Annotated in this window: 16 protein-coding genes and 2 tRNA genes; 3 read left to right on the top strand and 15 right to left on the bottom strand. The window is 45.6% G+C overall.

Annotation, left to right across the window (positions count from 1 at the left end; genetic code table 11):
• Window positions 1-3 precede the first annotated feature (3 nt).
• From H5336_RS19245 to H5336_RS19210, 8 genes are all read right to left on the bottom strand, one after another.
• Window positions 4-2,253 (bottom strand): secretin GspD/PilQ domain-containing protein, encoded by a 2,250-nt coding sequence (locus H5336_RS19245; RefSeq protein WP_185236094.1) that lies wholly within the window; start codon window positions 2,251-2,253, stop codon window positions 4-6.
• Between the two features lie 63 nt (window positions 2,254-2,316).
• Window positions 2,317-2,805 carry a hypothetical protein gene (locus H5336_RS19240; protein ID WP_185236093.1) on the bottom strand — a complete coding sequence of 163 codons (489 nt, stop codon included), beginning with the start codon at window positions 2,803-2,805 and terminating at the stop codon, window positions 2,317-2,319.
• Window positions 2,805-3,362 (bottom strand): hypothetical protein, encoded by a 558-nt coding sequence (locus tag H5336_RS19235; RefSeq protein ID WP_185236092.1) that lies wholly within the window; start codon window positions 3,360-3,362, stop codon window positions 2,805-2,807. The genes H5336_RS19240 and H5336_RS19235 overlap by 1 nt, the downstream gene beginning before the upstream one ends.
• A complete protein-coding gene (locus H5336_RS19230; RefSeq protein ID WP_185236091.1) occupies window positions 3,359-3,877 on the bottom strand; it encodes a hypothetical protein in 519 nt (172 codons plus the stop codon). The genes H5336_RS19235 and H5336_RS19230 overlap by 4 nt, the downstream gene beginning before the upstream one ends.
• Window positions 3,878-3,882: 5 nt before the next feature.
• Window positions 3,883-4,809, bottom strand: coding sequence for a hypothetical protein (locus H5336_RS19225; protein ID WP_185236090.1), 927 nt, complete (start codon window positions 4,807-4,809; stop codon window positions 3,883-3,885).
• Window positions 4,793-6,304, bottom strand: coding sequence for a GspE/PulE family protein (locus H5336_RS19220; protein WP_185236089.1), 1,512 nt, complete (start codon window positions 6,302-6,304; stop codon window positions 4,793-4,795). The genes H5336_RS19225 and H5336_RS19220 overlap by 17 nt, the downstream gene beginning before the upstream one ends.
• 7 nt (window positions 6,305-6,311) lie before the next feature.
• Window positions 6,312-7,502: a type II secretion system F family protein gene (locus tag H5336_RS19215; RefSeq protein ID WP_185236088.1), complete on the bottom strand. Its 1,191-nt coding sequence runs from the start codon at window positions 7,500-7,502 to the stop codon at window positions 6,312-6,314.
• Between the two features lie 942 nt (window positions 7,503-8,444).
• A complete protein-coding gene (locus H5336_RS19210) occupies window positions 8,445-8,615 on the bottom strand; it encodes a hypothetical protein (protein WP_185236087.1) in 171 nt (56 codons plus the stop codon).
• Between the two features lie 870 nt (window positions 8,616-9,485).
• Here H5336_RS19210 and H5336_RS19205 point away from each other — a divergent pair.
• Window positions 9,486-10,391 (top strand): transporter, encoded by a 906-nt coding sequence (locus tag H5336_RS19205; RefSeq protein ID WP_185236086.1) that lies wholly within the window; start codon window positions 9,486-9,488, stop codon window positions 10,389-10,391.
• Window positions 10,392-10,584: 193 nt separating this feature from the next.
• Here the strand turns inward: H5336_RS19205 and H5336_RS19200 are convergent, their stop codons facing one another.
• The 3 genes from H5336_RS19200 to H5336_RS19190 all read right to left on the bottom strand — a co-directional run bounded on the left by H5336_RS19200 (window position 10,585) and on the right by H5336_RS19190 (window position 12,164).
• Complete coding sequence (locus H5336_RS19200) at window positions 10,585-11,289, bottom strand: nucleotidyl transferase AbiEii/AbiGii toxin family protein (protein ID WP_185236085.1); 705 nt, start codon at window positions 11,287-11,289, stop codon at window positions 10,585-10,587.
• Complete coding sequence (locus H5336_RS19195) at window positions 11,286-11,816, bottom strand: MarR family transcriptional regulator (RefSeq protein ID WP_185236084.1); 531 nt, start codon at window positions 11,814-11,816, stop codon at window positions 11,286-11,288. The genes H5336_RS19200 and H5336_RS19195 overlap by 4 nt, the downstream gene beginning before the upstream one ends.
• Before the next feature lie 108 nt (window positions 11,817-11,924).
• On the bottom strand, window positions 11,925-12,164 hold the full coding sequence (locus tag H5336_RS19190) for a hypothetical protein (RefSeq protein ID WP_185236083.1): 240 nt from the start codon (window positions 12,162-12,164) through the stop codon (window positions 11,925-11,927).
• Between the two features lie 21 nt (window positions 12,165-12,185).
• Here H5336_RS19190 and H5336_RS19185 point away from each other — a divergent pair, with 21 nt between their 5' ends.
• Complete coding sequence (locus tag H5336_RS19185) at window positions 12,186-13,187, top strand: transposase (RefSeq protein WP_246439413.1); 1,002 nt, start codon at window positions 12,186-12,188, stop codon at window positions 13,185-13,187.
• Window positions 13,188-13,896: 709 nt separating this feature from the next.
• The gene (locus H5336_RS19180) at window positions 13,897-14,604 is read left to right on the top strand and encodes a DUF5343 domain-containing protein (RefSeq protein ID WP_185236081.1); all 708 of its coding nucleotides are present in this window, start codon (window positions 13,897-13,899) and stop codon (window positions 14,602-14,604) included.
• Between the two features lie 977 nt (window positions 14,605-15,581).
• Here H5336_RS19180 and H5336_RS19175 read toward each other — a convergent pair.
• The 4 genes from H5336_RS19175 to uvrC form a co-directional block, all read right to left on the bottom strand.
• A tRNA-Leu gene (locus H5336_RS19175) sits at window positions 15,582-15,668 on the bottom strand.
• Window positions 15,669-15,895: 227 nt separating this feature from the next.
• A tRNA-Cys gene (locus H5336_RS19170) sits at window positions 15,896-15,969 on the bottom strand.
• Window positions 15,970-16,735: 766 nt separating this feature from the next.
• Window positions 16,736-17,320: a CDP-diacylglycerol--glycerol-3-phosphate 3-phosphatidyltransferase gene (gene pgsA / locus H5336_RS19165; RefSeq protein WP_185236080.1), complete on the bottom strand. Its 585-nt coding sequence runs from the start codon at window positions 17,318-17,320 to the stop codon at window positions 16,736-16,738.
• 110 nt (window positions 17,321-17,430) lie between these two features.
• Window positions 17,431-19,296: an excinuclease ABC subunit UvrC gene (uvrC, locus tag H5336_RS19160; protein ID WP_185236079.1), complete on the bottom strand. Its 1,866-nt coding sequence runs from the start codon at window positions 19,294-19,296 to the stop codon at window positions 17,431-17,433.

Genomic DNA, 19,296 nt, shown 5'->3' with positions numbered 1-19,296 from the left:
GAATCACCTGATAATAATGCGAGTTTTTGACGGTTGCACATTAATCGCCTCACCGCCAACTGATCTGGCGTCACCAGCCTTCGCGACTAGCGGTGACGTTCCCTTTCTTTTACCCATAAAGTGCAATTGAAGTATATTTTGTTTCGCCGACATTTCTTCACCTCCAATACGCGTGAGCCGCATAATACGGCGCCCATCATCGGCCTGCTCGGTGTGTGTTATGACATATAATTCCGACAGCATGTTTTCTTTTGTGAGTTCAACCAACTTTGAGTTGTAGTTCAATTCGAGATCCACCTCGCCAACATCGTGTAACCCACTCAGTTCAAGATTCACCGTAGTAGTATCTTGCACCTTGGTTGCAATACGGTCTGAAGCGAAATAGAACTCTGTTTTAACCCCCTCGCTATCATTCCTATTTACTTCAATTTCTGGGCTTGCAATATTGGAGCTGCCGCCCTTTACCATCACTGCGTCGTATTTTGCTTGATTTTTTATGGAGCTTTCAGTCAATACACCATGATTCTCTGAATTAGTTTGCTTAGTTAATCGAAGCTTGTCTAACGGTGAGATTTCATTCTCATAATCATTGCCTGAGTTGATACTTTTTGTTCTAAGCTCCCCCCCTTGTTCCACAGTGGTATCGTGCCGAACAATATGCGGCGTTAAAGTGAGAAGAATATCTGTCCTAGCCCCTTCCTGGTCGGAACTACCAAATAACCCCTTAAAAAAAGGAGTGTTGGTTGTACCCGCTATACCAGAATTCGTGCCTCGCCCCTCACTTCTTAAAAGGCCGGCGAGAATCGCTGTCTCACCATCCCGAACTAGCATGGTTGTATCGGCATTTCTTGTGCCAATCCTAAAGGCTTGTTCGGTTGCTGTTCCCAGGTTTTCGCCGAGGGAACTGACTTCTAATTCTACTTTGACAGTAACAACATCTTCTGAGTGAATTTTTGACTCTACTTTGAACCGAATACCGATCTCTTGATATTCAAAAGTCGTTCTCGTTTGCCCCGTTGCATCTTGAATACTTGATTTACGAAGCGGAACTCTATCACCAATATGAATCTTCGCTTTTTCTCTGTCTAGCACGCGTATACTTGGCCGAGCGAGTGACCGAGCGTCTACTGCTTGCTTAAATGCGTTTAAAGAAACGCTAGGAATGTTGAGTGTTGTAACCTCGCTAATGGAATCCAAGATGGACCCTGTTACTGGCACTGCCGGGGTAGAGGTAGATATTTGGTACGTTCCGTAATCGATACCCAAACGCTCGGCTTTACTCTGGTTGATCTCCATAATTTCAACATCAAACACCACCTCACCAGGCGTGTTATCGTTTGAAGCAACAAGCATGCTGGCATTTCTGATAACCTCTGGAGAGTCTTTTATAATGATCGAGTTCCCGCTCTCATTAACCGTCACATTCTTTATGCCCAGAACACTTTTAAGAAGTGCGGCCATATCTTTGGCTGGCATTGTTTTGAGTTTAAATGTCTGAATATCCGTATCGGCGTATATTCTTTGCCTGTCTTTCGTATCTGCAAAAATGATTAGGGTGTTGCTGTTTAACACCTTGTAGGCGTTTTTAGTAATGGACGTTAGTAGCTCAATAGCGTCGACGTAAGTTACATCTTTCAAATCCAATGATACTTCTGTCGCCTTCACAGAATTGTCGAATACAACATTTATTCCGTATGTTTTTGAAATGAAAGAGATCGCATCGCGAACATCTAAATCAGTAAAGCGAAGATCGACCAAATACCTAGCCCGACGCTGCATAACAAGGCTCACGTCAACGCGAGTTAACAGTGCCCTGAGATTAAGATTGTTCTGGTCTAAACTAATCGCTTTTAACAAAGTGGACTTGGCTTCGCCATATTTTTTCTTTGAAATCGAATGCTCGGCATTTCCAATTAGCTCCGCTAGCTCTTCTAAACGACTTAACCGTGCGATTTCTTTGTTGAGAACATTACTTTTTGGTAAGAAAGCAAGGCCCTTAGACACGTAGTTTAGGGCGCTTTCGATACTGCCTTTAGATTCTGCATCGCGCGCTTTCCTATAGTAATAACGCTCGCCGTCCCGCTCCATTTTACGGATCTTTACCAGAACGGCAATGTCGTCTGGGTTACTTTCATACTCTTTACGATAGTTCTCCAAATCGCGCTCAAATTGAGGCTGAGCAGGGGAAACTGCAAGACTTGACTGAACATTGACGCTCTGCCCAGTTGTACAGCCAGTTAGCAGAAACGTCATAACACACAACAACCAACTGAACTTTAAGAATCCCTCAGGAAACGTAGATTTGTACTGTAACAATTACTTAACCTCTTCGAGCAGAACCCGATTTCTTTGGATTTCACTTATTTTTACTGATCCACCTAAAGAATCACCCTCAAATACAGTGATTACATTGCCCTCATACCTAATTAAAGCCGATTTGGTTGTAGTAGAGATATTGATTGCCAAAACTTCATACCCTTTTTGGCTGCGACCAACGTCATCAGACTTCTCTCTAAATGTTTTTCGGCTCTTATCGATTTGGGGTTTTTTCCTGTCGATTTTACCTGTACTTTTAGCGCTATCGGGTGCTGCGCTAAACAGGTCCGCAACTTCGCCAAGACTACTTTTCTTGCTATGTTCTAACCATGCAGGAATCAACGCCGTTTTCTCGGTTCCAGTAGACGTTAGAGAAGATGTGGTTAGCGGTGTTGTTAAACTACTACCGCCGGATAAGTACTTCACAGCATTTACAACTACAAGTGCAAATATTGCGACCCTAAGGAGCTTGCTCTTTCGAAGATCCATTATTCTATGACCTCACTAGCACCCAGGAAGCGCACTATGAGTTCTGCATCGATTGGCCCACTATCGTTTTTGTAAACTAATGCCCTCTCCACTACTGAAAAATAGCTCGCATCATTGAAGGATGCAATTAATCCCGCAATATCACGATAATCGCCAGAAACTACCAACGAGACATCAATTGATTTGAACTCACTGTAAATTTTAGGCTTTGAGTATTCTTCTTCAACAACTGTTACCTTGCTTATTGAGGTTATACGAGATACCTCGTCCAGTACCCGAGAGCTTTTAATTGGCAACCGCAGCTTTTCATTAATTTGAGAAAGTTGGGGTATATAGATTTCGGCACTCTTAGCTTGCTGTTTCACCTGCTCATTCTGATAAACCTTAGATCGCGTGTTTGATAGCCTTTCAGTGAGCTGCTTTGCTTCGTTTTCGGCCTGAGCAAACAAAAGGCTATAGATGATTGCAAAAAGAGCAATTAGACCAAGTAATACTCCTGCAGCCCACTGAATATGAGTGTCCAGAAGAATGGCTGATACATACCGCCTTTCTATCATCGTAATTTCAACTCCAATGAATAAAGCGTTTTTGAGCCTTCACGCTCTCTTTTCTGGATTACAACTTGTACTACAACCGTTTCTTTCTCTAATGCGTCGACAAGCTTTGAGAAATCTGCGTCGAGATGTGCATAGAGTTCAAGTAGACATCTTTTTTCTTTGGAACGGAAATCAATCGTTTGATAGGTGATGCCTGATGTTTTCGATCCTTCGAAAATCAGTAAGAGGGATTCCAACCCAACTTCAGGCAAAGAAAGCTTGCCAACATTTCTAAGCTCTGTACGCAACTGTGCTATTGCCTGCCTTTCAGTTTCCATAATGGATATGTTAGATAGCTTAGTTTCATATGCTTCAATTGCAGCTTGTTTCGACTCTACAATAGCTATATTAGTTTTGTATTGCACGTAAGATGAGTACATAAAAACAAGCATACAAAGACACATTGCAATGATTACAATCAAAGCTATAGGGACATACTGACGCGAACTAATCATAAATGATGGGGTTACATACATGCGTTTTATAACTCCGCCAATACTGGATATGCAGATGCGCAGGCGGATAGGTGTTTAAAGTCCGTTTCTTTACCGTCTAACCCTAGGACATTGTTTGTTCTAACTTGAACAATAGAGCTTATACTTTCAAGCATTCTTTCAAGAGCCTTTATAGCGTCTTGGTCCTCCTGGTCATTTAGAACAATAATACCGCCAACTAGGAGCTGGTATTTCTCTTGAAAATAACGCGCGCAAGATTCGACGTTATACACTATGTGATCCAATTCTTCTTTGGGATAAACACTGCAATCGGCTGAAGAGGAAGAATAAACAATGCCCGCCTTTACCATTAACTGTACGGTCCATCGCTCCGCTCCGAAATAAACAAACAACACGTTTTCAGGGGAATCAGGAAGTACTGCATTGATGTAATTAGGGACCTGGAAATCAATGATTGATGTATTCTGAACCACTAAGCGACTAGACTTCATGTACTTTATGAGTTTCATTGCCTCATTCGAGATGGAGCTATGCCCAACAATAACGCCAGCTTCTTGCTCCATAACAACACTGTGTGCAACTTCCACAGAATGTGCTAGAAGCTGGTTTACTGAACCTTTTACATAGTTTTGATATCGCCATCCCAAAAATTTCTCGCGCTTTTTCCTGTTCGAAGGAAGGTTTTCATACTCAAGGGTAAAATGGTGCACAAGCTCACTCGACAACCCGACAGAAATCAAGGCGCCGTCAAGTTCTTGGTCTTCGAAAAATCGACTAAACTCATCGTCGGAGTATTCACTAATCGGGTGATTTCCTTGGTCTACAGTGGTAAATACACCCTTTTCGTACCTATAACGAACATACGCAAAGCTATCTCCATAGCATGCCAGCCCAAGACAGCCTTTACGCCTCAGGTATCTGGAGTGTAAAAATTGGCTAACCGAACGTAACACGATTCATCTCACTTAAACTTATTTTACCTTCTAGGCACAAACTTTGAGCGTTTCCGCGCATATCTGAATTACCGACGAGACTCGTTGAGTCCAACAGCCTAAGAATACTTTCACCTGCAAGCAAAGAACGCTTGAATGTATCTTCGATTAGTAATATTTCGGCAATCATTGTTCTGCCCCGATGACCTGTATATTCACACCTTTCGCAGCCGCGTGACTTCATAAGAGCTGGATCTGAGTCGGGATCAAAGCCGTTTTCTAATAAAATTTGTTCGGGCACCTGATCAACCTCTAAACACGAAGAACAATTCAGTCTGACTAAGCGTTGAGATACAATACAATTTAGTGCTGATAAGCAATTCTCGAGAGACACCCCAATATTTTGCATACGAATGAGCACGTCTTTTGCACTATTCGCATGCACACTACTAAAAACTAAATGCCCTGTTAACGCCGATTGAACGGCAATTTCTGCGGTCTCTAGGTCACGTATTTCACCAACCAGTATTTGATCGGGATCGTGCCTCAATATTGAGCGAAGACCTTTTGCAAAGGTGAGCCCCTTCTTGATGTTGACAGGGATCTGCATTACACCATCTAGATGATATTCCACTGGGTCTTCAATCGTAATTATCTTATTACTACCTGAGTTTACTGATTGAAGTGCCGAGTACAGCGTTGTTGTTTTACCACTACCAGTTGGACCGGTTACCAGCACCATTCCATGCGGTTCGTTAACGGCTTTTTTGAAAGCGGATGCTTGGTCTGTTGAGAATCCCATATCGTCAATAGAACGGTTGTACAAACTGCCCTCGGTAGACACATTATCTAACACTCGGATAACGGCATTTTCACCCCAAAGCCCCGGTATTATCGATAACCTAAAATCAATACTTCTTGATCCCTGTCTTAGCTTAAACCTCCCATCTTGTGGCACCCGCCTTTCCGCGATATCCAACTCTGAAATCACTTTTAGGCGTGACAATAGTGGCAGGTGAATTGAGGAATCTAAATGATCTGTAGCTTTGCAAAGCACCCCATCTATGCGGTATTTGATGCTTACATACGACTCATGCCCCTCAATGTGGATATCACTAGCCCTCTTAGAAAGAGCTGATGTAATTAGGGTGTCTAATAGTTTTACTATAGGTCCGTCTTCGTCATCTTTATCCGCGAGGCTTCTAGTTATTTCTTGATCACCATTATCAACAACCAAGTCCAGTCGATACTCTTCACTAACCCCTTTTAACCTATCTCGTTTTGATTGAAAGACAATTAACTGAATCTCGACTTCCTTAGTGGTTGCTTTCTCCAGCCGTACATTTACGCCAGTCAAAATTTCTAGTTGCCTTCTTAAAAAGATATCCGACTCATTTTCGCATGCAACGTATAACACACCATTTAGCACATGCTGCGGGCACGATTTGGTTTTTTTAGCGATATCCACACTAAAAACTTCGTATACGCGTTCCAGTATTTCTATATCAGTTGACATTGATACCTCACGAGACAACATCAGCCAGATAGAAAATAGGTAGATACATAGCAACAATTACAAACCCAACGATTAGCCCCAAAAACAACATTACGACCGGTTCAAATAGAGAAGTGAATTGTTTAAGCTGGCTCTCCAACTCCCCTTCAACTTTGTTCGCAAGCTCACCAATCATTGGCCCGAGATTGCCTGATTTTTCGCCCGTTTGAAGCATTTTTGTTGAAGTACTGCTGAGGTGCTTAGTGTGCTTCATCGCTTGACTGAAGCTCTCGCCATGCTCAACAGATTTGGCTACCTTAGTTAGATCTAGGCCCACCTGCTTGTCGGAAAAAGATTGTGCGGTGATACGTAGGGAGTCGACTAGCGGGGAACCGGACACAAGTAGACCACTGAGCATACGCATAATTTGCGAAAACTGAATATTCACCCTCGTTTTCCCTATTACCGGTACGCGGTTTAGGGCTCGGTCGACCCGGATAAGGACCAATTTAGGCTTGTCTGACAACTTCCAGGTAATAGTGGCTACAAGCAGCAATATGGCACTCGCGACAATCGCGTATGGGGCAATAGCGGCAATAGCAAGAATTACTTGGGTTGGGCCAGGCAAAGCTGCGTCGAAACTATCGTAAAGCTCTGAAAAACTAGGGATAACGAAGACAAAAAGCACCGCTAACACTACGACCAATACCGAGGCTAAAAATGCGGGGTAGTACAAGGCAGCCTTAATGCTCTTATCTACGTTTAGCTTCCGGGATAGGATTGCGTTGTATTGCTGCAGCGCTTCTACCAAGTCTCCCGTGTGCTCACTGGTTTGAATGGATGCGAGATAGATTGGATCGAATGCCTCAGGGAAGTCTTTACAAGCAACGGAGAAAGAACTGCCGCTTGAGAGCTTGTCGATAACTTTTTCCAAAATACTTGTTAAGAGCGGGCTATCATCTCGCGGTATAACCATCTTAAGGGAGTCTACAAGTGGAATACCGGCCCGTGTAACCGATAACAACTCTTGATTGAAACGGTACAAAGCTTCGGTCGGCACCTTGGATGCCCCGCCAAAAGACAAAACCTGATGGATATTGGTAATGAGTAAGCCAGAAGCTTCCAGGTCAGCCAGTGCTGATTCTTTGCTTGATGCAGCCAAAACCGAGGATACTTCTAGTCCTGATGAGGAATACCCCTCGTAACTGTACCTAGGCAAAACCACGCCTCATTCGAATGACCCGCTTTTTTGTGTCACTGCTGGCTTGATTAAACCGGGAGGCAGATGAACTGGTTAAAAAACGGTCATTTTATAGGGTTATTCAAATTGTTACTAGCTCAACATTTGTTTATTCGTAATTTATAGGTACACAGGGCCATGGGGCGGCTAGGCGCTACTGGTCTTTTGCAACAAAAACGGCGGCCAACTCAAGGTACTATTTTGGGATAGTACTGTTTCGCCCTTTGGCAGCGTTTGGAAAAAATGGTAATGGTACCGAGGATTGGATGATTTGGCTAACCTATAAGGCTAAGACCGGTAATAACTCAATTATCAACCTCAACACACAGAAATCTCCATTATCCTCTTAGTGGTCCACAACTGGGGGAAACCTTGGTTTTTTGTCGAACAAGAATGTAGCTTCTTGTAAAGGTGCCTGTAGGCGCTACAGGGGTTTACCATAAGGAACTTTGCACTCACAGGATAATATGGTTAGGCAGCTACAGATGAAGCTCCGTGAGGGAGAAAACTAATGGGGCACTGTTTAGTAAATCTCGATTATAACTATATACATACATTTGAAACCCATATTCAAATCAACAAGGATGATTCATTTAATTCAGGTAGGAGGTTGAATCTCAATATAAGCGAGCCATTTGTATGTAAGCTGGATTAATGCTCAGAGAAATTCACTCGCCCTCAACACTAATATTTGACGATAAAGTGCCTGCGTACTTGAGGGTGGACAAACCACCACAAGTCTAGGGGGCGAGTCAAGAAGCTGATAAGTATAGATGTCTGAAAAGCTATCAAATTACGTTTGAATCACCTAACACTAATACAAATACAAAAAAGGCCACCCAGCAGGCGGCCGTGCTCTTCCTGGTGCGAACTTAATCAGGTTAAAACACCGGAATCAATTTTCCCAGCTAAAATGTTTCCCTATGCCTCTAATTCAATGGTGACCTGGAGCGTTTTTGAGGTACCGGCAAACCATTTTTGTACATATAGCGTTCCAACTATTGGGGCTTTACCCTCAGCGGGTACTTCTTTATACCTGACGCTATTTTTAGTTTCTTTCTCAATTTCAAATTTTACCAATGCTGTAGTCATAAATTTCCTATATGTATTTAATGGCGTTTTTATTAGGCGAAACCATCGCCCAAAAACATCGCCCAAAAACCAGTGAAGATATAGCCCAGGGTTAGCCGATTTGCCGATGCTTTGCGGAAACTGCAGCTCCTTTGAAGCCGAAATACCGAGCACTGATGGCTATTCTATCCCCAAACTAACGTGTGTTATCGGGAAAACGGCTATAGGCCAAAACATCTGTTTCCAGGGTAAAGCTAATGCGCATTCCGCATTGGGCTTTTCAACAAGACAGTACCACTGTAATACAACTTTGCTACTGTCATGAACACCCCAAAAAAATATTTATACGCAACATATCACACAGAAACGGAGAAGATTCACGAGGACAAACACTCGCCATTAGCATTGCACTCTATTCCCCACAAATTCTCCACGGGTGCTTGTCACTTCTAGCTTTAAGCACTTGCGGCCAACGCAGCGCTGTTATGCCAGTATTTACAGTGATTCCCTTAGAATCCAGACCTTTGGTGTTTCGCCCAATATTTTTTGCATATTATTTATTGGTGGGTGTCCCTTCTGCGCCTGTTTAGTTTTTCAGCATCCATTTTTTTATGCCACTTTTTTTTATGCCACTTTCTGCCCGCTGCACTGCTCGCTGACAAAAGACGTAAAACCGGTGCGAACCGTTGCCGCAGTGTTCAAGCTCTAGCCGTGGGGATTCATACCGCAGTTTTGGGAGGGGTTGCAAAGGGAGCTTTACAGAAAGAAACCCATGAGGTTACGGCAAAGCATAAGTTGCTTTTTCTTAGTATGGCCAGTCAACTGAAGCAATAGAATTACCCGAGCTGAACGAATATACTCGTGCGCCAATTTCGATTAGCGGAAAAACCCATGACACTTCGTTTTTTACTTGCACTCGGTTTTTTATTTTCACGGCCGGTGTTGGCCCAGGAAATTGAACCTCGGCGATGGACGCCTTTACCCCTGGGCACACAAGTCGTTGGCGTTGGTTATGGGCACTCTTTCGGCGATGTCGCCTTCGACCCCGCGCTTCAAATAGAAGGCGCACAAGCGCAAATCAATACTGTCGGCGCTTCTTATGTTGTGCCATTTAATGCCTTTGGCAAGCTCGCACGTTTTGACACCCTACTGCCCTATCAAACGGGCCGGTGGGAGGGCCTGCTACAAGGCAACCCCGCCAGCACCGAACGCAGCGGCTTGGGCGACCCACAGTTTCGCCTTTCGCTCAACATAGCCGGCACACCAGCAATGGATGGTGCAGCCATGCGTAAGCACTTGGCCACCCAACCCGTTAATACACAAGTGGGTATCGCTTTAGCCGTTTCGGTACCGCTGGGCCAATACGATAAAACTCGGCTGCTCAACCTTGGCCGCAATCGTTACACGGTTCAACCCCAGTTCGGCATACTGCATAACCGAGGGCTTTGGTCCTACGAGCTTACGGGCTCGGCCTTTGTATTTACCGATAATAAAGCGTTCTACAACGGCAACACCTTCTCCCAGAAAACCCTATTGGGTCTTCAGGCGCATATTATTCGGCGATTCAACACAGGCCACTGGCTGTCTGCCAGTTACGGTCAAGGCTTGGGCGGAGAATCTTCCGTAAATGGTGTTGCTAGTGATGACGACACAGAAAATCGCGCATACGCTCTTTCGCTAGGCGTTCCTTTGGCAAAGAAGCAATCCATTAAAGTCGTCTTTATTCACAGTGAAACCCACCGATATACAGGGGCAGATTTACAAACTGTCGCGCTAGCTTGGTCAATACTTTACTAAGGTTCTTGCGCCACCCTTTTTAACCCGCCAATATAAATTGGGGGGGCAGGCCTTAAACTTCACACCCTGCACTTTTGTGACAAACCATCTTTAATGTCAAATGTAAGGCCTGCCCCCTAAGCTCTTCTTAAGGCAATCGAGGCAAAGTGTTCCAGTTGGTCTTCGGTAATCATCCCTCTACCTTCCTGCTGTTTTAGTCTTTTGGCCAAGCGGCCATTATTTGCAACAGATTCAATACCGGATTAGACGCCCCCTGAAAAGACATCAAGCCAGGTAATACATTTAAAAAGTCGTCATTGAATAATTGAGACGCCTGCTCAGCAAAATAGGCTTTCAATTCACTGGGCGCATCCATTAATTCGCGGATAATGCCATTGCGATTTTCCAATACGAACACAATATCTTCCATATCGTGGCTCGCGGCATAGTCGCCATTTCCGCGTCCCTTAAAGGCTTCAAATTTGGTTGCAAGAAAATACACTGGGTTCACCACGCTAATGCTTAAGTCATCATTTAAGCTGTGACTCAGCGCAGTGTCCATGGCGCCTCGGTACCAGCGGTTGGTAAAACCCAAGCCATTTTCGTCTATAGGTATTACATCTACTTTTAAAGTGTTTAAGGCGGCGGGGTAAAGCCAGCGGCAAATAACCTTACTGGCACTATCTTCCTTAAAACCACGCTGGCGTAATGCTTGCGAGAAATGTTCTACGTCCAGGTAGGTTGCCAAATCAACAATCACATCCACATCTTCGGTATGGCGTATACCTGAGTAGGCGGCCTCGTCTACCAATAAGGCCGTGGTGCAACCACCTACAAACGTCACTCTAGGCAGTAAATCACCCAGAGCAAGGGCAATGGCTGTTAATTGCCGTAGGTTAAAGTCATGATTGTTCGTCATTGCCTCTTCCCTGTAAGTAGTATTTTCAAACTTTCCCGTGCTACCACTAATTCTCTAGGTTTACCCAAGCGAACAGCATCCACCAGCGCCAAGGCTTTGTACAGTTGCTCATCCTTAAACGCCGCCAGTGGCACACCAGCATAAATAGGTTTAACAAAAATGCCTTCTTGGGTGCCGCTTGCGCTGGCCCAGACATGGCCGGGAACCGGCGGTACAATGGCAGCCTTAATTAAGCTGCAGTTCCAGGCTGTGCCCATACCTCGGCCAAAACCTAATGTCTGCGCTGGAAAGGCGTAACGCACGCCATAACTCAGCCACTCGAACAGCGCATTGGCCTCGGCATAAAAAACGCCTTCGCGATCAACCAACAGGCCCGAAACCAACAAGCGCTTCGCCCCCTTACTCGCCTCGCTGGGGCTCATCGCAAGTGATTCCGCCAATTCCCGTACAGAGGCATGCTGGCCATTAAGCCGCAAAGACCAATACTTGAGCGCTAAAAGCGTGTCTTGGGGTTTGAGTAAGACCATAACGTGACTATTGACCTCAAGCTGTTTCCTGTTTCGAATATGGAAACATGCTAGATCAAATTCTTTTGCCTTGTCAAGCTCAACCCCCGCCTGCACCAACCCGCCAGTTTAAGCATTCTCCGAAAGCGCTACCGTCCATACCCGCTTTAAGGGCAACTCAGCCTTAATTTCGTTGTCGAGTTTGTCGTAACAAATGAACAACTGCTCCAGCAAATCGTCTTGAGACCACAAGCGCAGTATGTGGAAGCACACCGCCAATACCTTCGGCACATTCTGTTTAAATCCACCCCAGGCAACAACCAAACCGTGTTGGTATTCACAAGGACACCCACTCGCCATTGACATCATACCGAGCATCCCCTACGATTAATGACTGTATTTATACACAGTTACGGTAAACTCATGACGACGGCACGGAAGCATCAAGTCTCTATCAGTGACACACCCTATTATCACGTTATGTCCCGCTGTGTTCGCCGCTCCTACCTCTGTGGTACAGATATTCATACCGGGCAATGCTACGAACACCGGCGCGAATGGATTGCAGAGCGTATTCGCTTACTCTCCACCATTTTTGCTATCGATATCTGCAGTTACGCCATAATGAGTAACCATTACCATATCGTAATCAAAATTGATGCCCAGGCACCGCAAAGCTGGAGCTTCGACGAAATTATTCAACGCTGGCTATGCTTGTACAAAGGCCCTTTTCTGGTACAAAAATATCAAAAAGGCGAAACCTTAGATACCGCAGAACAACGCGTACTCGAAGATACTGTAGAAGATTGGCGTACACGCCTTGGCAGCTTAAGCGAGTTTATGCAGCAACTAAATCAAGTCATCGCACGCCAGGCGAACCTAGAAGAACGCTGCACTGGCCGATTCTGGGAGGGGCGATTTAAATCTCAAGCCTTATTGACCGAGGAGGCTCTGCTAACCGCTATGGCCTACGTGGATTTAAACCCCATACGCGCAAAAATGGCCGAGTCACCCGAAACTTCTGAACACACCAGCGTTCAAGAGCGAATAAACCCTCGCTTTGAACTGGAACAAGCTTTAGCCCACAATCCGGATATCAACCCTCATCACTTCAGCCGCTTTCCCGTTAAAAAATTAGCTGTTTTTGAGGGGAATATTCGGTCCGACATACAACACGGCGTATTATTCGATATCAAAGATTACCTCACGTTAGTGGATACGACTGGCCGTATTCAGCGTAAAGATAAGCGTGGTTACATCGCCAAAAAATCTCTTCCCATTCTGCAACGGCTAGGCATTGACGCTGACGACTGGGTGGGTAACACGCAGAAATTTGAAGCGATCTTCTATAAAAAATTCCATTATAGGCGGCGAGATAAAAACGTCGCTTAGTCCTTTAGTAAACTCACTGCAATTAAAGCGAGCTCACGCTAGCCAGGCTCTGCCGATGGTTTAATCAGCGTGATTCGTGCTCGTACGCGCCATTCTTCCAGTATTTACGACTATTACCTTAAAACTTTGATCCTTCGTATTTCCCCCAATGGATTTTCCACAAATCCTCTAAGAGTGGGTGTCCCGCCTTATTTTTTCGCAAATCCTCTAAGAGTGGGTGTCCCTCCTTATTTCTGATACCTTCGGCACATTCTGTTTAAATCCACCCCAGGCAACAACCAAACCGTGGGTATTCACAAAGAGTGGGTGTCCCTCCTTATTTCCCTCCTTATTTACCGACCGGGAATTCTAACCGAACCAAGCGAGAAACCTGACCGAAATAAGCGGAATTAATTTACCCCCGGAGTAGCTACCGTACGGTTACACCGCCCTATAACTTTGGTTGATAGAGCTGGTGCCAAGCGGGAAGAGTAAATAAAAATACACGGCAACACCCGAGTTAGAATCTGGATATGAATTCCGTAGGACACACATACTTATCGGTTTATTTGTAATACATAAAACTCTTACAACATCCCCATCAAAATCCGCGCGAAAACATTCGCGAAACATATTCTGTGTTTACGCACAGAAATGTTTGTGTTTTCTGTGTTTTTCGTTAGAATAGCCCTATGACCAAAATGTTGAATGGTTTCAGAGGCTATTAACTATGGAAAAAACTGACAAAAAGACACCTCCACCTTATGTCACTTATAAGAGTTTTAGTAATTTTATCAATGAGTTGCGTGAGCACGGGATGCCAACGCACATAACGCGCACTATTTTGCCTGGCTCAAACTCAGGCAAAGCGACTATGGCCGCATCATTGCGTTCCTTAGGCTTAATTAACGGTGACGACGAACCTACCGCAATGCTTGAGAAGTTAACCACCCCTGACATTGATTACAGTAAGACACTGAACGAAATTATTATTTCGCACTATGATTTTTTGTCAGACCCGGAGTTTGATATAAAAAACACAACCACAGAAAAAGTTGTCGAACGAATTAAGGGCGCTGGTGCTAGTGGTAGCACTATAACCAAGTGTATGTCCTTCTTAATCTCAGCCTGTGATGAAGCGGGGATAGAAGTATCAAAGTACGTCAAAGCCCCTGCGCCAGTCAGAACTGCGGGAAATGGGAAGCGTAAATCAAAAACAAAGGCGGCTGACCAGCAAATCGGTCAGGCTGACGCAGCCAGCACAACGGAGCTAACTGATCAAATCCCCGAAAATATGGAGCGTATAACTGTTCCACTTCGAGGAATGGAAGACGGTGTAATTTATTTTCCTGCTGAATTAGAGCCAGGAGAAGCAAAAAAAGCGGTAAGAATGGCAGTGTTCATTCTAAATGAATTCTACGGGCTGGAGGATGAGTAATGAGAAGATAACCTGGTGGGCGTAGACACCGGTAAGCAGATTCCTTAGGCCCCGTGGGGGGGCCCAGGATGATGACCCTACGATATCCACGCTAGAGTCGTGGAGGCCGTGCTTTAGTGGGCCGCGCATAGTTAGTGCAAGTTAAGTATGACACTTGTAGTGCAGCTTTTCAATCCAGGCGCGCTTTGTTGGCGCTTGAACCGGTCTCCCAACCCTTCTAGGTTGGAGATTGAATCATGCTTAGGCAAGATAAATCAAAGCCGGTTTTCGTGAGTGCGTATATCCGATTTCGCTACGGCAAATGGGAAAATGTTTGCTCGCATTACCGAAGCTTTCCGAATCAGCTAAGCTTTTCATTTTAGCTAGATTAAATAAGGGGCATTTCGCCCCTTATTTCAAATCTCCGCAACCCTCACGTGCAGCACCTTAACTAGCGCTCGCATAGCTCATATGCAGGCCTAGAAATTTTAATCTCCAGATAAAAATCTCAGTCTCGAGCTAATTAGGCTCTTTATGCAGTGTTTTAATCCTCCATAAGCTTTGTGATTTTATACTCACTTCATCCAGCATTTTAACGGCTAACGCCAGCACTCCCATTATTGCATCACCGGATAAAAAGCCTTCGTTCCCCCCATCTTTGGCGCGCGCTGCATTGTGCCCACAGTCCATAAGAACAGTAAGCTGAGCTTTTATATCAAAGATTAATTCGTCTATTTCGTCCGATAGCTCAAAAGCTTGTTTATTTGGTTTTTTCAGAGGTGTGGACGACGTTGCTGATTCAGTGGTGGGTGTTAAGGATATTGTGATCGCTCCTAGTTTGACGTGGTGATTTAATATAAAGCAGCCGTCAAAAGGTGGGGCACTAAGAGGTTGTCAAAGGGATATTCGTCTAGCAACAAACGTCTACTATAAGTCTACTATTGCTTTTCAAGGCCATCCAATGAAACGAGCTTAGATCCTGAAAGCTTTGTAGGTAGTGGTGCCCGGGAGCGGACTTGAACCGCTACGACATTGCTGTCGGGAGATTTTAAGTCTCCTGTGTCTACCAATTCCACCACCCGGGCTTAATAGGGAGGCATATTTTTTATAGTAGGTTTGGTACCCTACTGAAGCATTTTTACCAGCGCTTCGCACTGGACCAATTCCTCGGCAACTGCGTCCTGCGTTGCTCTACCTCCTGCATCCATGCAGTCGACCACCCTAGGCTTATAGGGAGGCATATTTTTTATAGTAGGTTTGGTGCCCTACTTACTGCTTCAAGAACTGACTTAACTAGCCTGCTTTTGAAAATTGGAGGCGCGAGCCGGAGTCGAACCGGCCTACGTGGATTTGCAATCCAGTGCATAACCGCTTTGCTATCGCGCCTTAATCTTGCTGAAGGTTCTATGCCTTCGGTTGCGGGGTAATTTTAGGCTATGTGCCACTAACCCAGCGGTTCTGCACTGGATTGCATCCAGTGGCTATTTGTTTTACACCTATAGGTGTGTCGCCCTTCGGGCTCTGCGCTTTGCTTTAAAACATCGCGCCTTAATCTTGCTGAAGGTGTGTGCCTTCCTATCGCGGGGTAATTTTAGGTTATGTGCCACTTACCCAGCGGTTCTGCACTGGATTGCATCCAGTGGCTTTTTGTTTTTACACCTAAAGGTGTGTCGCCCTTCGGGCTCTGCGCTTTGCTTTAAAACATCGCGCCTTAATCTTGCTGAAGGTTCTACCCCTTCGGTTGCGGGGTAATTTTAGGCTATGTGCCACTTACCCAGCGGTTCTGCACTGGATTGCATCCAGTGGCTTTTTGTTTTTACACCTAAAGGTGTGTCGCCCTTCGGGCTCTGCGCTTTGCTTTAAAACATCGCGCCTTAATCTTGCTGAAGGTGTGTGCCTTCCTATCGCGGGGTAATTTTAGGCTATGTGCCACTTACCCAGCGGTTCTGCACTGGATTGCATCCCGTGCGCTTTCTATCTTTGCCGCCTTGGTTTACCAAGGTTTTCTTGCCTTGCCGTTCTGCGCTTAACTGGCACGCTATTCAAGGGCTGCGAATTGTAATGGAATCGTTTTAGGAATCCTAGCCCGAATTGAGCTTTTTTCTTTTAATACAGTGGCTTGAGTGCCAATTTTGAAGCTGGCTCGCTTTGTTTAGGTGTCGCCTTTTTCTTCGTCTGTCTCGCTATGGCCCTTCAATGTGGGCCAGGCGGCTTTTAAGTATACAAACATGGACCACAGGGTAAGGATGGCGGCGGCATATATGGCGACGTAACCCACTGTATTGATAAGGGGGTACCCCTTGGGGTTAACCATTAACAACACCACTATGGCGATAATTTGCAGGGTGGTTTTGATTTTACCCACTACCGAAACCGCTACCGTTGCGCGCTCACCGAGTTCGGCCATCCACTCCCTTAGGGCGGAGATAACGATTTCGCGACATATAATGACGGTAGCCGGCAGTGTGAACCAGATATTGCTATGGCTCTCTATTAGCACCGCCAGCGCTACGGCAACCATTAGCTTGTCGGCTACCGGGTCTAGGAAGGCGCCAAAGGGTGTGGTTAAGTTGTATTTGCGTGCTATGTAGCCGTCTAGAGCGTCGGTTATACCCGCTAGACCAAACAGTGCTGCAGAGGCTAAAAAGCGCCATTCGAAGGGCGTGTAGTAGATAACCACCAGCAATGGAATAAAGACAATACGAATAAGGGTTAGCTGGTTGGCAATATTAAACATGAGGTTTGTAACTGGCTCGAACGGCTATGGAGTAATCGATTAGGTTAGAAGCTGGGCCGTTTGGCAACAAAACAGGCAAGCACAACTTCACGCTAGCGTCGGGTTGCACGTTACTCACTGTGGAGTGCGCTGTAAACCTCTTCAGCCATTTTTTTACTGATACCGGGTACCTTTGCAAGGTCATCCACATTCGCGCGCATAACCTCTTGCAGGCCACCAAAGTGGGTAAGTAACTCTTTGCGGCGTTTTGGCCCTACGCCGGGTATATTTTCCAGTGTGGATGTACGGCGCTTTACATCGCGGCGCTGTTTATGGCCTGTAATGGCAAACCTGTGAGCCTCGTCGCGCACTTGCTGAATAAGGTGTAGCGCAGGGTTATCGCTTTCGAGCACAAGTTCACTACCGTTGGGCTTTATGAGTGTTTCAAACCCGGCTTTGCGTGTTGTGCCCTTGGCTACACCAATTATATCGATTTCTTGAATACCCAGTTCGTGGAGTACGCTCGTTGCCTTAGAAAGCTGACCTTTACCGCCGTCTATAAGTAGCAACGATGGCAGTGGTTTACTCTCTTTTTGTAGCCTTGAGTAACGCCGATTAAGTGCCTGCTCCATTGCAGCATAATCGTCGCCAGCTTGAATACCTTCTATGTTGAAGCGCCGATAATCGGATTTTAGTGGCCCGGTTTGGTCAAAAACAACGCAAGACGCCACGGTACTTTCGCCACTGCTGTGGCTAATATCAAAGCATTCAATGCGGTTGGGGGTTTCGTCGCTTTGCAGTGCGTTTTGTAACATTTCAAAACGCTGCTGTAATGTTTTGGCGTTATTCAGCCGCGACTGTAGATTTAAACGTGCGGCCTGTAGGGCCATGGCTAGCCATTTGGCGCGGTAGGTGCGCACATTGGAGGTGATTTTTATGGGCTTGCCTGAATGCAATTTTATGGCGTCGCACACGGTTTCGTTATCGTTTATGGCGTGGCTAAGCACGACATAGGGGGGAACATCCATGGCGCTGCCCCCCAAGTAAAAGTGGCCAACAAATGCGCTGAGCACACCGGGTTCCGTGTTTTCCAGTTTGTCTTTTGGGTAATAATTTTTGCTGCCGACTACCCTGCCCTGGCGAACAAAAAGAACATGAACGCATATACCGCCCGGTGCAATTGCACAGGCTATAACGTCCATATTGCGATAACCGGCTTCCATTACCTGTTGGGCCTGAACCTGTCGTAACGATGTAATGCGATCACGGTAGAGCGCGGCCTGCTCAAACTGCAGTTTTTCGGAAGCTTGCTCCATCGCGGTTGCTAAGGCGCTGTGTAGTGTGTCGCTTTTGCCGTCTAAAAAAAGTGCTGTTTGGTTTACATCCTGCGCGTAATCTTCTTTGCTAATGTTGTCTACGCAGGGGCCGGAGCAGCGGTCTATTTGGAAAAGCAAGCAAGGCCGTGTTCGATTGCGGTACACACTGTCTTCGCATTGACGCACACCGAATGTTTTCTGTAAAAAATTCAAACTTTCTCTGACAGCGCTAACATTTGGGTATGGACCAAAGTAGCGGCCCTTTTTCTTTTTGCTTCCCCGGTGTAGCGATAGGCGCGGGTGAGTATCACCCTCGGACAAAAATATATACGGAAATGATTTGTCGTCGCGTAGCAGAATATTAAACGGCGGCTTTTGCGTTTTAATGAGGTTATGTTCAAGTACTAGCGCTTCTGCTTCGCTGGGCGCCACGGTAATTTCGATTGTATTAATACGGCTAACCAGTGCGATGGTTTTTGTGGTTAGGCCGGCATTACGGAAATAACTCGTTACCCGGTTTTTCAGGTTTTTTGCTTTACCCACGTACAAAATATCGCCGGACTTATCGTACATTTGATAAACGCCGGGTTTTCGGGTGAGGTTCTTTAGGAAGGATTTGTGGTCGAAGGCTGTAGCCGTGTTGTCACAGCTTTCTTCCGAAGGATGCTTGTTATCGGCCAC

Origin of the sequence: Teredinibacter franksiae (genome assembly GCF_014218805.1) — a bacterium.
Taxonomy (GTDB): domain Bacteria; phylum Pseudomonadota; class Gammaproteobacteria; order Pseudomonadales; family Cellvibrionaceae; genus Teredinibacter; species Teredinibacter franksiae.
Note: the sequence above shows the minus strand (reverse complement) of the source record. Positions and strands in the feature narration are given on the sequence as shown.